We start from the raw sequence: 17,647 nt of genomic DNA, 5'->3' as shown, positions 1-17,647 counted from the left end.
CAGGGGGAGTCGTATCGCTCGTCTCGGGGGAAGCAACGGAGGTAGCCGAAGGGGGAGGAGCGACGCACAGCCATGGGTGAGGTCTTCGCCGGCCGGTACGAACTGGTCGACCCGATCGGACGCGGCGGTGTCGGCGCGGTCTGGCGCGCCTGGGACCACCGACGGCGCCGCTATGTGGCCGCCAAGGTCCTGCAGCAGAGCGACGCGCACTCCCTGCTGCGCTTCGTACGGGAACAGGCCCTGCGGATCGACCACCCCCATGTACTGGCTCCGGCCAGCTGGGCCGCCGACGACGACAAGGTCCTGTTCACCATGGACCTGGTGGCCGGCGGCTCGCTCGTCCACCTCATCGGGGACTACGGTCCCCTGCCTCCCGCCTTCGTCTGCACGCTGCTCGACCAGCTCCTCTCCGGTCTCGCCGCGGTGCACGCGGAAGGTGTCGTGCACCGGGACATCAAGCCCGCGAACCTGCTCCTCGAAGCCACCGGCACCGGCCGCCCGCGTCTGCGTCTCTCCGACTTCGGCATCGCGATGCGGCTGGGCGAGGCACGCCTGACCGAGACCAACCTCGTGGTGGGCACGCCGGGTTATCTCGCGCCCGAGCAGATGATGGGCGCCGAACCCGACTTCCCCGCCGACCTGTTCGCCGTAGGACTCGTGGCGCTGTATCTGCTGGAGGGGGCCAAGCCGGACTCCAAGGCCCTGGTGCAGTACTTCGCGGAGCACGGGACTCCGGGGGCGCCCAAGGGCATTCCCGAGGCGCTGTGGCAGGTCGTGGCGATGTTGCTGCAGCCCGACCCGCAGGCCCGCTTCCGCACCGCCACGGGGGCACGCAAGGCGCTTGCCGCGGCCGCGGAGCTGTTGCCCGAGCCCGGCCCCGACGACGAGTTGATCGAGATCTTCGACCAACTCGGCCCGCTTCCTTTGGGGTTCGCGCCCGAGGGTCCGCTGAAGCGGGCGTCCGGGGTGGACACGGGGGCGACGACGTCTGTCGTGCCGTCGGCGTCCGAGGGCGGGAATGGAGGGGGTGGTGGGGATCAGCTGGGCGACGGGGGCGATGTCGGCGGTAGCGGGGTCAGTGGCGGCGGGACCGGTGACGGCGGCGGTGTAGCCAACGGGGTCATAGGCGTCGGCGGCGTCACAGGCGAGGGCCCCGAGTCGGCATGGCCCGGCACGGACTCCGTACCCGTGGATCCCAGGCAGGGCATCACTTCCCGGCCGACCCCGACCGAACCCCCAACCCGGGCCCCGGCTCAGTCTCCGCCCCCTGCGCCGACCCCGATACCGGCTCCGCCCCTGCCGCCCTCCCCGATGTCGGACACCGGCAGCTTCCATCTGCCGCCCCCGCGAGCCTCGTACGGGCAACAAACAGACCAGGCGCGGCAGTTGGAGCAGCCGGAGCAGCTGGGGCAGGCACATCAGGACGGCCACGACCAGTACCAGGACGGCCGCTACCAGGCCGACCAAGGCCAGCACCAGCCCGCGCACTCCTCCCCGTACGCCGCTCCCCACGGCCTGACCTCCCCCCACGACCCCACGCATGTCCTGCCCTCCCCCCAGCCGCGTGCTGAACCCTCTACTGCTTCATACACCGCTCAGGTCCCGCAGGTTCCACCCTCCGCGTCGCCGGTTCCGCAGCACCGCGGCAGGCGGGCACGGCGCCGGCCAGGGCCGCCCGCGAAGGTGGCGATCCCGCTCCTGCTGCTCGCGCTGGCCTGCTACGCGGTGGGGTTCTGGGCACTGACCCGCATCTGAACCGGACTCACAAGGCCGCCGTCGAAGCCCTGTCCCGATCCCGATCCCGATCCCGCTCCCGGCCCCCGTCCCGCCGCCGGGCCGAAATCGTCCACACGCCGAGGCTCGCCAGCAACACACTGCCCGCCCCGATCCCGGCCACCGCGAGGACCTTCATCGAGCGGTTTCCGCCTCCCCCTGCGCCCCCCGTCACAGCCGCCGCGCGGTCCTGCGTTGTCACCTCGAAGATGTTCCGGGGCTCGGGCTTCGCCGCGTATCCGGGACCCGCGTGCGCCGACCCGTCGACCCGCACCCGCAGTGTCACCGGCAACGGTCCCTGGCCGAAGCTGTCGGCCAGCTCCGTGGAGAGGTGCACGACGAGGTAGTAGGAACCGGCGAAGCGCATCCCGTTCACGTGGTCGACGACGGAGTAGCGGTTGCGGTACTCGACGGGCGGCAGCGGCTCCAGCGCCACCGACCGCTCGCTGCCCCGGTATCCGAGGCCCGCCTCGTCTACGGAGCCGCGCACGGGGTTGTAGAGCGCCAGGTCGAGCGCGCGGGTCACATAGCCGCTGCCGCCGTCCGAACCGCCCAGTTCGGCGGTGACGGACAGCTGTTGACCCCAGTCGACCGGCACCTTGTAGAAGAGGGTTCCGCCGGGCCGGACGTCGTCCTGCCACACGCCCTGTCCGACGGCGGCCGCCCCGGCGAAGCCCGAGCCGCCGAGGCGGCGCCGGGCCTCCCCCGTGACGGCCTCGGGCGACGCGGAGTCCCAGACCTGAGGTGCCTCGGTCGTACCGGCCTGAGCCAACGGAGGCTCCGAGACCGCGGTCAGTTCCAGCCCCCAGGTGTCGGACGACGAACCCGACGCGTCGACGCGCTCGACGACCACGTAGTACCTGCCGCCCCCGTTGCACAGCGCCTTCCCCGCCTCCCGCGCCGCCCAGGCGGCCACGGGGTGGGGACTCCTGCTCGCCCCGAAGGTGGCGCTCCGGTGGGTGCAGGCGGTGCCCGAGGCGTTCTCCATCGACACCCTGATGCCGTCGGTGGCGGCGACCGTGGTGCCCGCCGGAGGCACGGCGGTCACGGAGACGTAGGCGTTCGAGGTGGCGTCGAGATCGATGCCGTAGTAGACCTTGGCGCCCTTGGGAAGCGAACTCCGGTACGCCCCACCGGCTTTCAGCGCTACGGCGTCCCCGGTGCCGGTCGCTCCGTCGACGACGTGGTCGCCCTGGTCGTAGCCGTAGGCTCCCGGCGACCCGTCCGCCGTCGAGGGCCGCCCCGTGAGGGCGACCGTCGCGCACAGCGCCGCTGTGAGGACCACGACACGTCGTCCTAGGGCCCCGGCCCCGGCGACGGGCCTACGGCCGCCCTGTGCCCGCGTCCGCGTCCGCCACCACGCCGTACGCCGCCGCCCCATGACGCGCCACCCCTCACCGTTGCTCCGGACGTGGCCCATCCTGCCCCGCACGCGCGCGTGGCATCCGGGCAATGCGTACGAGCGTCCGAAACAGCGGGGTCCCGGCGGCCGTAACCGCAGCCGGGCGGGGGCGCAACACAAAGCCCCGACCGCTAGGGCGGCCGGGGCTTGCTCAGAACTGGATCTCGGTACTCACGAACCCGTGGGCACGGAGTCGGTCGCCTCCGTCCACAGATCCTGCTCGGCGCGATCCGCCTGGATCTGGCGGTACACGAGGAGCCCGCCGATGGCGGCCAGTGCGACCAGGAGAAGCTTCTTCACCGCGCGACCTCGTCTTTCCTTGACGTAGGGGACCTCTGTCGCCCGACTATACACACCGACCGAGACCGATCAGTGACCTGCGTCCTGGGCCAACTCCCGCCCGGGACAGCGCAGTAGAAGCGGACCGAGCCGCTCCGATCTGAGGGTGATCACATCCCCACGGAGGGTTACTTCGCCCTCCTTTCGCGCATATTCGGCCCTTTTATGGCTACTTGCACCCATCCGAGTGGTGTTCATCAGAACATCGACGCGCCACGGGCGTCGGTCCACCACTTCGCGAGCCCCATACACATCATGAGGAAAGTACGCAAATCGCCCAACCTGAAAGTGAGGGGCCATGGCCCAGATCAAGGTCATGAAGTTGTGGAACGCCTTCGTCACCGGCTTCCTGGCACTCTGCACGGCGCTCGGACTCATCACGGTCACCTCGACGGTCGCCGCCGCGACGACGCGGGTCGAGGCCACGAGCACCAGCACGGTCGCCGCAGCCACGACACCGGCGGTCTCCCCCTGGACCTTCACCAGGTCCCTGCCCCCCACGATGAAGCAGCGCATCCGCGCCGAGGCCCACGGCAAGTCCCCCAGCTGCCGCCACCGCCCGCCGTCGGACACGGACGAGACGACGGAGCCCATGGACTCGCTGGAGCCGGCCCACACCGACCAGGCGGCCCCGCTCCAGCGCTGACCCGGGCGCGGCCCCTCAGCACAGAGCAACACGGCCCGGCACGAGACACCCCGCCGGCCTTGACCGAACTGCTCAACCTGCCTGAGCTGCCCGACCTGCTCAACCTGCCAGAGCCGCTCGACCCGCTCGAGCTGCTCGACCCGCTCGACCCGCTCGACCCGCTCGACCCGCTCGACCCGCAGGACCTGCCCGACCACCCGCCCTCTCTGACCCAGCGGCGAACTTGCGTACAACGCTCCAGAGACAACACAAAGGACCCCGAAAACCCCTGGCCGCCCCGGCCGGGGGTCTTCTGGCGTGCCCTCGGGGATCTGCTGACCTGCCTCGGGGATCGGGGTTCTGCTGACGTGCCCCGGGGGGCTTCTTACGTGCCCACGCCCTCCAGGCCACAACTCCACCAGGGGCACAGCCCATTGGCCCGGGGAGACGACCGAGCTGCCGGCACTGAACCGGCCCGGCGAGTGGGCCATGAACGCCAAAGACCCCCAACCGCAACCGGTTGGGGGTCTTCATGCTGTGGGGCTAACAGGATTTGAACCTGTGGCCTCATCCTTATCAGGGATGCGCTCTAACCAACTGAGCTATAGCCCCGCCGCGCTCTGCGGAGTGTGTCCCGCGCGCTGACTCCTGAAGATTAGCGCACGACATGGGCAGTCCCAAAATCGATAGTCACAGGACCGTCGAGAGGGGTTTCAACCCGCGTTCACTCGGCTTCGCGCTGGTCCACTCACTCGTCCTCGGCGAGCGTCAGCTCGATGCCGCCGACGAAGCCGGCGGAGAGGTTGTAGATGAAGGCGCCGAGCGTCGCGAGGGCCGTGGCCAGGACGATGTCGATGACCGCGATGATCCCCGCGAACGTCAGGACGTGCGGAAGGGACAGGAAGGACTGCAGGTCGAAGCCGTTCGACTCGTTCGAGCCGGTCGCCTCCGAGATCGTGCCGCCGACCGTCGAGAAGACCCCCATCGCGTCCATGACCATCCACAGCACCGCGGACGCCACGACCGTGCAGATGCCCAGCGCGATGGAGAGCAGGAAGCTGACCTTCATCACCGACCACGGGTCGGCCTTGGCCACCCGCAGTCGCGCCTTACGGGTGCGGGGCGCGGTGCGCGCACCCGTGCGAGGACGTCGTACGGCACCGCTCTGGGCGGCGGCGGGCGACTGCGTGGGGTACGCCTGCGGCGGGTGGTACGGCCCCGCCGCCTGCTGCGGCTGACGCTCCCCCGGGAGGGGCGAACCCGGCAGCGGGGAACCCGCGGGCGCGCCCGGTGCGGCCTGCTGGGCCGACGACTGCGCCTGGCCCGGGGCCTTGGCGCCCGGCGCGGCCGGACCCGCCCCAGCCGACTGCTGCTGGGTCTGCGGGCCTCGGGTGTCCGTCACAGTTCCCCCCTGGGATCCATGCGTGTCGGGCGAGTGCGCGTCGTTCTTCTTCACGTCGATCGCCCGCAGTTGGGTCGTGTGCGGATCTGTCGCGTTCGCGGCGGAGCCACGGCCGCCGCCGTCCGTGTCCGTACCGGTCGATCCGGCGCCCGTGGCTCCGCTCACGATGACTCTCTCCTCGTGCTACTCGTCCGAGGGTGCGTCACCCTCGTCCGTGCCGGTGGTCGCGGCACCCTCGGTGGTCTCGTCGCCGGCATCGTCGCCTACGACTTCCTCCGCCTCCGGTCCCGCCTCGGCGTTACGAGCGATACCGACGACGGCATCGCGCTTGCCCAGGTTGATCAGTTGGACGCCCATGGTGTCACGGCCCGTCTCCCTGACCTCGTTGACTCGCGTACGAATCACACCGCCGGACAACGTGATGGCGAGGATCTCGTCGGTCTCCTCGACCACCAGCGCGCCGACGAGAGAACCGCGGTCCTCGACGATCTTGGCGGCCTTGATACCCAGGCCACCGCGACCCTGGACGCGGTACTCGTCGACGGCGGTGCGCTTCGCGTACCCGCCGTCTGTGGCAGTGAACACGAACGTACCGGGTCGAACAACATTCATCGAGAGAAGCTGGTCGCCCTCGCGGAAACTCATGCCCTTGACACCGGAGGTCGCACGCCCCATGGGGCGCAACGCGTCATCCGTGGCGGTGAACCGGATCGACTGTGCCTTCTTGCTGATCAGCAGCAGATCGTCCTCGGACGAGACGAGTTCGGCGCCGATCAGTTCGTCGTCGGAACCGTCCTCCGTCTCACGGAGGTTGATCGCGATGACACCGCCGGAGCGGGGCGAATCGTAATCCTTAAGAGGCGTCTTCTTGACCAGACCGCCCTTGGTGGCGAGCACCAGGTAGGGCGCCGCTTCGTAGTCGCGGATCGCGAGGATCTCCGCGATGGCCTCGTCCGGCTGGAAGGCGAGCAGGTTCGCGACGTGCTGCCCGCGCGCGTCCCGGCCGGCGTCCGGGAGTTCGTAGGCCTTCGCGCGGTAGACGCGGCCCTTGTTGGTGAAGAACAGCAGCCAGTGGTGGGTCGTCGACACGAAGAAGTGGTCGACGATGTCGTCTTCCTTCAGCTTCGTGCCGCGGACGCCCTTGCCGCCGCGCTTCTGGGAGCGGTAGTCGTCCGCCTTGGTGCGCTTGACGTAGCCGCCGCGCGAGATGGTGACGACGATGTCCTCTTCGGCGATGAGGTCCTCGATGGACATGTCACCGTCGAAGGGCACCAGCATCGTCTTGCGGTCGTCGCCGTACTTCTCGACGATCGCGGCGAGTTCCTCGCTGACGATGCCGCGCTGGCGGACCGGGGAGGCCAGGATCGCGTTGTACTCGGTGATCTTCGCCTGGAGTTCGTCGTGCTCCTGGATGATCTTCTGGCGCTCCAGGGCGGCCAGTCGGCGGAGCTGCATCTCCAGGATGGCGTTCGCCTGGATCTCGTCGATCGTCAGGAGCTCCATCAGGCCCGTGCGCGCGATGTCGACGGTGTCGCTGCGCCGGATCAGCGCGATGACCTCGTCGATGGCGTCCAGGGCCTTCAGGAGGCCGCGCAGGATGTGCGCCCGCTCCTCGGCCTTGCGCAGCCGGAACTTCGTCCTGCGGACGATGACCTCGATCTGGTGCGCCACCCAGTGCCGGATGAACGCGTCCAGGGAGAGCGTGCGCGGCACACCGTCGACCAGGGCCAGCATGTTGGCGCTGAAGTTCGACTGCAGATCGGTGTGCTTGTAGAGGTTGTTCAGTACGACCTTGGCGACCGCGTCCCTCTTGAGGACGATGACGAGGCGCTGGCCGGTACGGGACGACGTCTCGTCGCGGACGTCGGCGATGCCGCCGACCTTGCCGTCCTTCACCAGGTCGGCGATCTTCTGCGCGAGGTTGTCGGGGTTGGTCTGGTAGGGGAGTTCGGTGACCACCAGGCACTGGCGGTTCTGGATCTCCTCGACCTCGACGACCGCGCGCATGGTGATCGAGCCACGCCCGGTGCGGTACGCCTCCTCGATGCCCTTGCGGCCGACGACGAGCGCGCCGGTCGGGAAGTCCGGGCCCTTGATGCGCTCGATCAGCGCGTCGAGCAGCTCCTCGTGGGAGGCCTCGGGGTTCTCCAGGCACCATTGGGCGCCCGCCGCGACCTCACGGAGGTTGTGCGGCGGGATGTTGGTGGCCATGCCGACCGCGATGCCCGCCGAGCCGTTGATCAGCAGGTTCGGGAAGCGGGCCGGCAGGACGGTCGGCTCCTGGGAGCGGCCGTCGTAGTTGTCCGTGAAGTCGACGGTCTCCTCGTCGATGTCACGGACCATCTCCATGGACAGCGGCGCCAGCTTGCACTCGGTGTAGCGCATGGCGGCGGCGGGGTCGTTGCCCGGGGAGCCGAAGTTGCCGTTCGAGTCCACCAGCGGCATCCGCATCGACCACGGCTGCGCGAGGCGGACCAGCGCGTCGTAGATCGAGGAGTCGCCGTGCGGGTGGTAGTTGCCCATGACGTCGCCGACGACACGGGCACACTTGTAGAAGCCCTTCTCGGGCCGGTAGCCGCCGTCGTACATGGCGTACAGGACGCGGCGGTGGACGGGCTTGAGGCCGTCGCGGACGTCGGGCAGGGCTCGCGACACGATGACGGACATCGCGTAGTCGAGGTACGAGCGCTGCATCTCCGTCTCGAGCCCGACGGGCTCGACGCGCTGGGCGATGATGGCGCCCTCTTCAGGCGTACTGGGAGTGTTCTCGTCGGCCATTGCTGGTGGGGATCCTTCCTGGTGCGGTCAGCTGAGACCGACTCAGATGTCGAGGAAGCGGACGTCCTTGGCGTTGCGCTGGATGAACTGGCGGCGCGCCTCGACGTCCTCGCCCATGAGGACCGAGAACAGGTCGTCGGCCTGCGCGGCGTCGTCCAGGGTGACCTGGCCGAGGACGCGGTGCTCCTGGTCCATCGTGGTGATGCGCAGCTCCTCGGCGTTCATCTCGCCGAGACCCTTGAAGCGCTGGATCGAGTCTTCCTTGATGCGCTTGCCGTTCTGCCGGCCCAGCTCGATCAGGGCGTCGCGCTCGCGGTCCGAGTACGCGTACTCGAAGTCGTCGCGGCCCCACTTGATCTTGTACAGCGGGGGGCGGGACAGGAACACGTGCCCGGCCTCGACCAGCGGCCGCATGAAGCGGAACAGGAAGGTGAGCAGCAGGGTGGAGATGTGCTGGCCGTCGACGTCGGCGTCCGCCATCAGGATGATCTTGTGATAGCGGAGCCTGGCGATGTCGAAGTCCTCGTGGACCCCGGTGCCGAAGGCGGAGATCAGTGCCTGGATCTCCTGGTTCTGCAGGATCTTGTCGATCCTGGCCTTCTCGACGTTGAGGATCTTTCCTCGGATCGGGAGGATCGCCTGGTACTGCGGGTTCCGGCCGGACTTGGCCGAGCCGCCGGCGGAGTCACCCTCGACGATGAAGATCTCGCACTTGGTGGGGTCGTTCGACTGGCAGTCGGACAGCTTGCCCGGCAGGGACGCGGTCTCCAGCAGGCCCTTGCGACGGGTGAGGTCGCGGGCCTTGCGGGCCGCCACGCGCGCGGTGGCCGCCTGGATGCCCTTCCGGATGATGTCCGACGCCTCGTTCGGGTTGCGGTCGAGCCAGTCGTTGAGGTGCTCGTAGACGGCCTTCTGTACGAAGGTCTTCGCTTCGGTGTTGCCGAGCTTGGTCTTCGTCTGGCCCTCGAACTGCGGCTCGGCCAGCTTCACCGAGATGATCGCGGTCAGACCCTCGCGGATGTCGTCACCCGTGAGGTTGTCGTCCTTCTCGCGGAGCAGCTTCTTGTCGCGCGCGTACTTGTTGATCAGCGACGTCAGCGCGGCCCGGAAGCCCTCTTCGTGCGTGCCACCCTCATGCGTGTGGATGATGTTGGCGAAGGAGTACACACCCTCGCTGTAACCACTGTTCCACTGCATCGCGACCTCGAGGGACAGGCTCTTGTCCTTGTCCTCCGCCTCCAGGTCGATGACGGTCGGGTGCACCACGTCTCCCTTGCGGGAGTTGAGGTACGTCACGTAGTCGACGATGCCGCCCTCGTAGTGGTACGTGACGGTCTTTACTTCGTCCTTCTCGTCCGCACCCGCCTCGTCGGCACCGGCCGTGGCCTTGGCCAGCTCGCGCTCGTCAGTGAGTTTGATCGTCAAACCCTTGTTGAGGAACGCCATCTCCTGGAAGCGCCGCGACAGCGTCTCGAAGGAGTACTCGGTGGTCTCGAAGATGTCCGGGTCGGCCCAGAAGGTGACCGAGGTGCCGGTCTCGTCCGTGGCCTCGTGCTGCGCGAGCGGGGCGGTCGGCACGCCCAGCTTGTAGTCCTGCGTCCAGCGGTAGCCGTCGGTCCTGACCTCGACGGCGACCCTGCTGGACAGCGCGTTCACCACGGACACGCCCACGCCGTGCAGACCGCCGGAGACCGCGTAACCGCCGCCCCCGAACTTGCCGCCCGCGTGCAGCACCGTCAGCACGACCTCGACGGCGGGCTTGCCCTCGGAGGGGACGATGCCCACCGGGATGCCTCGGCCGTTGTCGATGACGCGGACGCCGCCGTCGGGAAGGATCGTGACGTCGATGGTGTCCGCGTGCCCGGCCAGCGCCTCGTCGACCGAGTTGTCGACGACTTCCTGCACGAGGTGGTGCAGGCCGCGCTCGCCGGTCGAGCCGATGTACATACCGGGTCGCTTGCGGACCGCGTCCAGACCCTCGAGGACGGTGATGGCGCTGGCGTCGTACGAGGCGGTGACCTCGCCGTTCGAGGCGTGGGCCTCGCCGGTGGCGCCGGCGTCGGTGGACGGGATGTTCTCGTTGGGGTTGCCGGAATCGGCCACGAAGCGCCCTTTCTGGCACAGCACAAGCCAGGCACCCGGCTGATGGCCGGAGCGGCTGCGGCGTGTTGCGTTGGTAAGCCTTAGTCAGCGTTGCTCGGTGTGTGTCCCACAAGTGGGGCGGGATTGCTTCCAGTCTACCGGTAGCGCCGACATGGATGGGGGTTTGCCGGTACCTGAGTCCTCATGTGCCGCCCTCAACCGGTCTCTCCCGACTCCCCATATGCGGAACGGGGCTCAAAGAGGCTCACGGAGGCACTCAGCGCTTCCGGGTGTCAACCCTTTGCTACTCAAGGGTCAGGTCGGTGTTCGCAACCGCGTCGGGTCACCCGCCGGAGCCCTCGCTGTGATGTCAGTCACCCATAGGTGTCGCCGGGACCCGTGCTGCCTGGAGCGCGCAGGGGACCGTAGCGACGGGGCGGCCCACCGGGGCCGTTCACCTTGAGGAACCGCACTGTGCCGTGGCCCAGGTCCTCGTTCAGCCGGGCGACCAGCTGCGGGGCGAGCAGCCTAAGGTTCGTCGCCCAGGCGGTGGAGTCGCAGCGCACGATCAGGACCCGCTCGTCCTCGTCGTACTTCTCGGGGACGCAGTGGTTGGCCAGGTCCTCGCCGACGATCTGCGGCCAGCGGCCCATCACACCGCCCACCGCGGCCGGCGTCTCCCAGCCGCGCTCGGTCAGCAGCCGGTTGATCGCGGCGCCGAGCGCCATGGGGTCACGGCCGTCGGCGCGCGCGCCGGAGCGCAGGCCGCCGCGCCGCGCCTGCTTCTTCTGCTGCGCCGCGTCCCCACGCGCGCGTGCCTGTTCTTTCGCGGCGCGCAACGCCACGCGCGCGAGGTCGACGCCGGAGGGCTCGGCCCCCTTCTTGGCCGCGGGCTCCTCGGGGCTCCCGGCGGGCTCGTCGGCGCTCATACGCGCTCCACCGCCCCCTCCGCCACGCTGTACCGCGTCCCCGCCAGGACATGCGGTACGTCGTCGTCGACGGCGGCCGTCACCAGCACCTGCTCGCCGGGCGCCACCAGCTCGGCCAGCCGCTCCCGACGGCGCGTGTCCAGCTCCGCGAACACGTCGTCGAGCACCAGCACCGGCTCGTTCCCCTCGGCCCTGAGCAGGTCGTACGACGCGAGCCGCAACGCCAGCGCGTACGACCAGGACTCGCCGTGCGACGCGTACCCCTTGGCGGGCAGCTGACCGAGTTTGAGAATCAGATCGTCCCGATGCGGCCCTACTAGAGTGACGCCCCGCTCGATCTCCTGCTTGCGCGCCTCCGCGATCGCCGCCATCAGCTGCTCGTAGAGACCTTCACGCGTGTGTGCCTCACCGGGCGCCGACGGCTTGTACTCCAGGGCCACCGGGCCGCCGCCGGGCGCCAGTTGCTCGTACGCCTTGTCGGCGAGGGGCTGCACCGCGGCGATCAGATCGAGCCGCTGGGCGAGCAACTCGGCCCCCACGCGCGCGAGATGCTGGTCCCACACGTCGAGCGTGGACAGGTCCATCGACCGCCCGCCGTGCCGCCGCGCCAACGCGGCGGACTTCAGCAGGGTGTTGCGCTGCTTGAGCACCCGCTCGTAGTCGGAACGGACCCCGGCCATCCGCGGCGACCGCGCGGTGATCAGCTCGTCCAGGAACCGCCGCCGCTCCCCGGGGTCCCCCTTCACCAGCGCGAGATCCTCGGGCGCGAACAGCACGGTCCGTACGATGCCCAGTACGTCACGGGGCCTGACCTGCGAGGACCGGTTGATGCGGGCGCGGTTGGCGCGGCCGGGGTTCAGCTCCAGCTCGACCAGCTGCTGCCGGTCGCCCTGCCTGACCTGCGCCCGGATGATCGCCCGCTCGGCGCCCATGCGGACGAGGGGGGCGTCGGAGGAGACGCGGTGACTGCCCAGGGTGGCGAGGTAGCCGATGGCCTCGACGAGGTTGGTCTTGCCCTGCCCGTTGGGTCCCACGAACGCGGTGACGCCGGGGTCGAGCGGGACGTCGACCCCGGCGTACGAGCGGAAGTCGGCCAGCGACAGATGCGTGACGTGCATGGTCGTTCGCCGACCTCCCCCAGGTTGTGGATCCACAGGCTGGGCCCGTGGATCTGCGGATCTGTGGACTACTTCGTCGTGGTGGACTACTTCGTCTCTACGGCGTGGCCACCGAACTGGTTGCGCAGCGCGGCGACCATCTTCATCTGCGGCGAGTCGTCCTGACGCGAGGCGAACCGCGCGAACAGGGAGGCCGTGATCGCGGGCAGCGGCACGGCGTTGTCGATGGCCGCCTCGACGGTCCAGCGGCCCTCGCCGGAGTCCTCGGCGTAGCCCTTGAGCTTGTCCAAGTGCTCGTCGCCGTCAAGGGCGTTGACGGCCAGGTCCAGCAGCCAGGAACGGATGACCGTCCCTTCCTGCCAGGAGCGGAAGACCTCGCGGACGTCCGTCACCGAGTCGACCTTCTCCAGCAGCTCCCAGCCCTCGGCGTAGGCCTGCATCATGGCGTACTCGATGCCGTTGTGGACCATCTTCGAGAAGTGGCCCGCGCCGACCTTTCCGGCGTGCACGAAGCCGAAGTCACCCTCGGGCTTGAGGGCGTCGAAGATCGGCTGGACCTTGGCGATGTTCTCGGCGTCGCCGCCGACCATCAGGGCGTAGCCGTTCTTCAGGCCCCAGACGCCGCCGGAGACGCCCGCGTCGACGAAGCCGATGCCCTTGGCGCCCAGCTCCTCGGCGTGCTTCTCGTCGTCCGTCCAGCGGGAGTTGCCGCCGTCGACGACGACGTCACCGGGCTCCAGGAGGCCGGCCAGCTCGTCGACGGTGGCCTGGGTCGGGGCGCCCGCGGGGACCATTACCCACACCACGCGCGGGCCCTTGAGCTTGCCCACAAGCTCTTCCAGGCTGTGGACATCGGCGAGGTCCGGGTTGCGGTCGTATCCGATGACGGTGTGGCCTGCGCGGCGGATGCGCTCGCGCATGTTCCCGCCCATCTTGCCGAGGCCGACGAGACCGAGCTCCATCAGTTGTTCCTTAGGGTGCGACGTGGCATGAAGGCACTTGCGTACCTGTGTCCGAGCCTAGACCCGGACGGTCATGCACACCTGTGGGCATACGCGCTCAGAAGTACCGAGCCGTATGCCCCGACCTGCGGTGTTCTCGTCGGTACGGCTCAGCCGCTCAGGCGAACCGGCATGATCAGGTACTTGTAGGCCTCGTCCGCCTCCGCGTCCAGGGCCGGCTTGCCGCTGAGCAGCGCGGGCTTGGTGGAGGTCGTGAAGGAGAGCTGGGCCACCGGGGAGTCGATGGCGCTCAGGCCGTCCAGCAGGAACGTCGGGTTGAAGGCGATCGACACGTCGTCACCCTCCAGGTTCGCGTCGACGCGCTCCACAGCCTGTGCGTCGTCGCTGGAACCCGCCTCCAGGATCAGCACGCCCTGCTCGAAGCTCAGCCGCACCGGGGTGTTGCGCTCGGCGACCAGGGCCACGCGCTTGACGGCCTCCACGAAGGGCGCGGTCTCGATCACGGCGATGGAGTTGAACTCCGTCGGGAACAGCGAGCGGTACTTCGGGAGGTCGCCCTCCAGGAGACGCGTCGTCGTACGGCGACCGGCGCCCTCGAAGCCGATGAGGCCTTCTCCCGCGCCCGAGCCGGACAGCGCCAGGATCACGCTGTCGCCGCTCGTGAGGGCCTTGGCGGTGTCCAGGAGCGTCTTGGCGGGCACCAGGGCGACCGCGGACGCCTCCGGGTTCTCCGGCTTCCACAGGAACTCCCGGACCGCGAAGCGATAGCGGTCGGTGGACGCCAGCGTCACCGTGTCGCCCTCGATCTCGATGCGCACACCGGTGAGGACGGGCAGCGTGTCGTCACGGCCGGCGGCGATGGCCACCTGGGCGGCCGCCGAGGCGAACACCTCACCGGGGACGGTGCCGGTCGCGGTGGGCATCTGCGGCAGCGCCGGGTACTCCTCCACAGGCAGTGTGTGCAGGGTGAAGCGGGAGGAGCCGCAGACCACCGTCGCCCGTACACCGTCTGTGGAAATCTCCACCGGGCGGTTGGGAAGAGCGCGGCAGATGTCGGCGAGCAGCCGGCCGGAGACGAGGACCGTGCCCTCCTCCTCGACCTCGGCGTCGACCGACACGCGCGCGGAGACCTCGTAGTCGAAGCTGGACAGGCTCAGCTGCCCCTCCTCGGACTTCAGCAGGAGGCCGGCGAGGACCGGCGCCGGCGGACGGGCCGGGAGGCTGCGTGCCGCCCAGGCCACTGCCTCCGCGAGTACGTCGCGTTCCACCCGGATCTTCACTGTTGCCGCCTCCTGCTGTTGCCGGCGCTTCTCGGCCTGCCTGGCTTCGTCATCTGTCTCGGTGTCGTCGGTCCCTGTGAGGGGAAGGACATCGGGGAACAGTCTGACGCACAGCACTGACAGTAGGTGCCTGTCGGGGTCAAGTCGTGACGAGCGGCTGTCGGACGACGAAGAGCAAGTTGTGCACAGGCCCCACTTCGAAACGGATTCCTAGCTCTCTCTAGTTGCTAGTAGTAGTAGGGGCTGTGGATACCGTGGATAACCCCGTTTTCGCAGGTCAGAGCAGGAATTTTGTCCACCGACCCTGTGGGCGACGACGGTGGACAACCTCGGGTTTCTGTGGAGAACGGAAAGTTCTGCACACCCCATGCACAGCCGAGGGCCACTTCTCCCCAGCGCCGTCCCCAGCTTTACCCGCCTTTCCCACAGCCCAACCCGGCACCTTCGTGTGACGCCTTTCACTCGACACGGTGAGGTGGCGCGTTGCGTTGCCGAACAGTGGACAGCGGTGTGGAGAAGCTGAAGATCGCTGGGGACAACCGGCCCCAGCCTGTGGGTTGTCGGTGGACAACTCCGTCCCCAGCCTGTGGATCACGGATTCGTCCCCAGCCTGTGGATATCTTTCGTCCACGGATCCACAACCACCTGACCTGGTCTGATCGTCTCGCACCCACGGCGCCTGTGGACACAGTCTGGACAACTTCGCGGTCCCCAGGATGTGGACGGGAGAAAGTCCCCAAATCTGTGGAGGGGGGCCGTAACCGAGCTGGAAATCGAACAGCGGGCCTTGCTGCGGTGCCCCTCGGGGGCACGGGCTCTGCCGACACGCGGCTCCGCCGCGTGGGTGTGACCAGCCCCCACCGACCGGCACGGGCCCTGGAGTGACCATCGACGGCACCCTCCGTGGCGCGCCCTTCCGCGCCACGGTCACCTTCAACCAGGCCGCCATCCCTCACGGCGGCACGATGACTGCACCAACACCACCATCTCCGGCGGCACGGGCGACCTCGCCACTCGCATCAAAAGGTCCGCCCGTTGCGAAGTGAAGCTCGCGACAAGCGGGTTGATGGTCTGGGTCCGGTCTTGGCCTCGGTGTTTCACCGTGGATTCCAAGATTCGTGACGTTCTGACAGGCACGAGGAAGGTGCCCCGTCACCTGCGATGATCCGGCCTGTTGAAGACATGGATCATGAGCGGGTGGGGCCACTTTCACGTGCAGGATTGTGAGTGGACACGCGGTCTGGTGATGTCGGGGGACGGAAAAGGGCAGGTCGGGCATGTGGGAGGCGTACATGTGCGGTTGCTCGCGGAGCGAACGCGGCTGAGAGGGGCACTGTCGGCGGCCCTCACGCGGCCGGGAGGCGTGCCCGTTCACGACCCGGGGGCAGGCCATGGCCGACCTTGCGGTGGCGATTGCGTTGGGCGCGAACTGCATCCGTGACATCTGTCTGCCGGAGCACCGGCGTCCGGTACTCGGCCTGGTTGGTTCCTAACCCACTCTCTGGCGGACGCTGAGCGAGATCGACGCACTGACTCTGGCCCGGATCGACAGGGCTCGGGCTGTGCTCCGCCGACATGTGCACGCACTGCTGTGGGATTGCCCCGAGGGCTTCCTCGGGGGCGAGCGTCGAGGGGGTGCCGCTCCAGGGGCGGACGGTGATCGACAGTGACGGCACTGATCGGCGCACCATCCGAGAAGGAACGCGCGCACGCCACCTAGAAAGGGTTCCTGGGCCACCATGTTTTAGTCCCGACGTGCGACAACACCGGCGAGGAGCTGGCCACACGCTGGATCCGGGCCACGTGACTGCGAACGACGCAGACGTGAACAACGACGCCCTGACCCGTGAGGTGGCCCAACTTCCTTGATGGCGAAGGCAGAAGATCCTCTCCCGAGCCGACGGAGCAGGGTTCCGCACAAGCCGATTAAGTGGATCGCCTTGGCCAGCGGTCGGGCCAGCCCGCGCTTTCCGCTGGGAGCACTCCACCGGCTGGGCCTTCACCGCCCGCGAGCAGGAGGCCGTCGAACTGGTCGACAGACCGGGACTGTGGCAGCTGGCCGGCGGCGGTGCGGACTGCGGTGTGCGCGAGGCGGCCTTCGTCGCCGACACCACCGCCCTGCTGGGCGAGTTGAACAGTAGGCCCCCGCATCACCGGGTGATCGCCCGGAAGGAGTCGCTGCATCCCCCACTACTTTAGGGACGCCAGCATCTATGAGCTGAAGCACCAGGCGCGCTATCAGACTTTCGCGACCAACAGCTGGTGCGGCCAGATCGCCCACTTGGACGCCCGGCATCGCAAGCACACCCGCGTCGAGCAGGGACCCGCGATCCGAAGGTGTCCGGGATGGATCTGCTGCCCTCTCTGGAGATGCGCGTTGACGCCGCCTGGCTGGCCGCGGCGATGCTGGCCGCCGATCTCCATGCCTGTCTCCAACTCCTTTCTTTGGACGGTGAGTTGGCCAAAGCCACCCCGAAAACCCTGCACTACCGCGTCCTCCACATACCTGGCGCCTCGTGCGCGGCCAGGGAAACGCCGTTTCAAGCTCCCTGCCACCTGGCCCTGTGCCACGGCGATCATCCGCGCCGTCGAACGGATCCTCGCCCTTCCCTATCTCACCTGACCAGCATGAACGAACCCGCCGAGCATCGAGAGGGGAGTCATCCGCACGCTCCGCGACAGTGGAACCCGGCGTCATCCGGCACGAGAGCTGACACACACCCTGACCAGCACCACCCCCGGACAGGGATCAGCGCGACATCACGGGCGCGAAACCCGCCGACCGCCTCTGTGAAACAACGAGGCGGCAGCAGAGCGAAAAGGCCTCATCAGTGTCTGGTGTGTTGGGGAGATACGCCGTAGCGGGCGATCTCGCCAACTAGAAGCCAAGGGTCTGCGCAGTGCGGACAATCGTGACGCGAGGTCACCGTCTTCGCAGGAAATCACTGTAGTCGTTG

11 protein-coding genes and 1 tRNA gene are annotated in these 17,647 nt (G+C 68.6%); 2 read left to right on the top strand and 10 right to left on the bottom strand.

All coding sequences use genetic code 11. From position 1 onward, the window contains the following. Positions 1 to 72: 72 nt before the first annotated feature. Complete coding sequence (locus OHT77_RS23115) at positions 73 to 1,755, top strand: serine/threonine-protein kinase (protein WP_328830408.1); 1,683 nt, start codon at positions 73 to 75, stop codon at positions 1,753 to 1,755. 7 nt (positions 1,756 to 1,762) lie between these two features. Here the strand turns inward: OHT77_RS23115 and OHT77_RS23110 are convergent, their stop codons facing one another. Both OHT77_RS23110 and OHT77_RS23105 read right to left on the bottom strand, forming a co-directional pair. Continuing rightward, positions 1,763 to 3,193: a hypothetical protein gene (locus OHT77_RS23110; protein ID WP_443048095.1), complete on the bottom strand. Its 1,431-nt coding sequence runs from the start codon at positions 3,191 to 3,193 to the stop codon at positions 1,763 to 1,765. A gap of 153 nt (positions 3,194 to 3,346) precedes the next feature. Further along, a complete protein-coding gene (locus OHT77_RS23105; RefSeq protein ID WP_003999697.1) occupies positions 3,347 to 3,475 on the bottom strand; it encodes a DLW-39 family protein in 129 nt (42 codons plus the stop codon). A gap of 337 nt (positions 3,476 to 3,812) precedes the next feature. Here OHT77_RS23105 and OHT77_RS23100 point away from each other — a divergent pair, with 337 nt between their 5' ends. Beyond that, the gene (locus OHT77_RS23100; protein ID WP_328830406.1) at positions 3,813 to 4,160 is read left to right on the top strand and encodes a DUF6344 domain-containing protein; all 348 of its coding nucleotides are present in this window, start codon (positions 3,813 to 3,815) and stop codon (positions 4,158 to 4,160) included. A gap of 517 nt (positions 4,161 to 4,677) precedes the next feature. Here the strand turns inward: OHT77_RS23100 and OHT77_RS23095 are convergent. From OHT77_RS23095 to dnaN, 8 genes are all read right to left on the bottom strand, one after another. Beyond that, positions 4,678 to 4,751 (bottom strand) — tRNA-Ile (locus OHT77_RS23095). Positions 4,752 to 4,887: 136 nt separating this feature from the next. Then, positions 4,888 to 5,706, bottom strand: a complete 819-nt coding sequence (locus OHT77_RS23090) for a DUF3566 domain-containing protein (RefSeq protein ID WP_328830405.1) — start codon at positions 5,704 to 5,706, stop codon at positions 4,888 to 4,890. 18 nt (positions 5,707 to 5,724) lie between these two features. Next, on the bottom strand, positions 5,725 to 8,319 hold the full coding sequence (gene gyrA, locus OHT77_RS23085) for a DNA gyrase subunit A (protein WP_328830404.1): 2,595 nt from the start codon (positions 8,317 to 8,319) through the stop codon (positions 5,725 to 5,727). A gap of 42 nt (positions 8,320 to 8,361) precedes the next feature. After that, positions 8,362 to 10,422, bottom strand: coding sequence for a DNA topoisomerase (ATP-hydrolyzing) subunit B (gene gyrB / locus OHT77_RS23080; RefSeq protein WP_328830403.1), 2,061 nt, complete (start codon positions 10,420 to 10,422; stop codon positions 8,362 to 8,364). A gap of 353 nt (positions 10,423 to 10,775) precedes the next feature. Then, positions 10,776 to 11,330: a DUF721 domain-containing protein gene (locus tag OHT77_RS23075; protein WP_328830402.1), complete on the bottom strand. Its 555-nt coding sequence runs from the start codon at positions 11,328 to 11,330 to the stop codon at positions 10,776 to 10,778. After that, positions 11,327 to 12,448 carry a DNA replication/repair protein RecF gene (recF, locus tag OHT77_RS23070; protein WP_328830401.1) on the bottom strand — a complete coding sequence of 374 codons (1,122 nt, stop codon included), beginning with the start codon at positions 12,446 to 12,448 and terminating at the stop codon, positions 11,327 to 11,329. The genes OHT77_RS23075 and recF overlap by 4 nt, the downstream gene beginning before the upstream one ends. 86 nt (positions 12,449 to 12,534) lie before the next feature. Continuing rightward, positions 12,535 to 13,410 carry a phosphogluconate dehydrogenase (NAD(+)-dependent, decarboxylating) gene (gene gnd, locus OHT77_RS23065; protein WP_328830400.1) on the bottom strand — a complete coding sequence of 292 codons (876 nt, stop codon included), beginning with the start codon at positions 13,408 to 13,410 and terminating at the stop codon, positions 12,535 to 12,537. A 149-nt stretch (positions 13,411 to 13,559) separates the two neighbouring features. Beyond that, positions 13,560 to 14,690 carry a DNA polymerase III subunit beta gene (dnaN, locus tag OHT77_RS23060; protein ID WP_266770422.1) on the bottom strand — a complete coding sequence of 377 codons (1,131 nt, stop codon included), beginning with the start codon at positions 14,688 to 14,690 and terminating at the stop codon, positions 13,560 to 13,562. Positions 14,691 to 17,647 lie beyond the last annotated feature (2,957 nt).

Source organism: Streptomyces sp. NBC_00252, assembly GCF_036187565.1.
Lineage (GTDB): Bacteria > Actinomycetota > Actinomycetes > Streptomycetales > Streptomycetaceae > Streptomyces.
Note: the sequence above shows the minus strand (reverse complement) of the source record. Positions and strands in the feature narration are given on the sequence as shown.

Bases quoted from the DNA above. Each gene is read 5' to 3' on its own strand.
- OHT77_RS23110 (WP_443048095.1), bottom strand. From the start codon at position 3,193: ATGGGCCACGTCCGGAGCAACGGTGAGGGGTGGCGCGTCATGGGGCGG.
- OHT77_RS23075 (WP_328830402.1), bottom strand. From the start codon at position 11,330: ATGAGCGCCGACGAGCCCGCCGGGAGCCCCGAGGAGCCCGCGGCCAAG.
- gyrA (WP_328830404.1), bottom strand. From the start codon at position 8,319: ATGGCCGACGAGAACACTCCCAGTACGCCTGAAGAGGGCGCCATCATC.
- OHT77_RS23100 (WP_328830406.1), top strand. From the start codon at position 3,813: ATGGCCCAGATCAAGGTCATGAAGTTGTGGAACGCCTTCGTCACCGGC.
- gnd (WP_328830400.1), bottom strand. From the start codon at position 13,410: ATGGAGCTCGGTCTCGTCGGCCTCGGCAAGATGGGCGGGAACATGCGC.
- OHT77_RS23115 (WP_328830408.1), top strand. From the start codon at position 73: ATGGGTGAGGTCTTCGCCGGCCGGTACGAACTGGTCGACCCGATCGGA.
- recF (WP_328830401.1), bottom strand. From the start codon at position 12,448: ATGCACGTCACGCATCTGTCGCTGGCCGACTTCCGCTCGTACGCCGGG.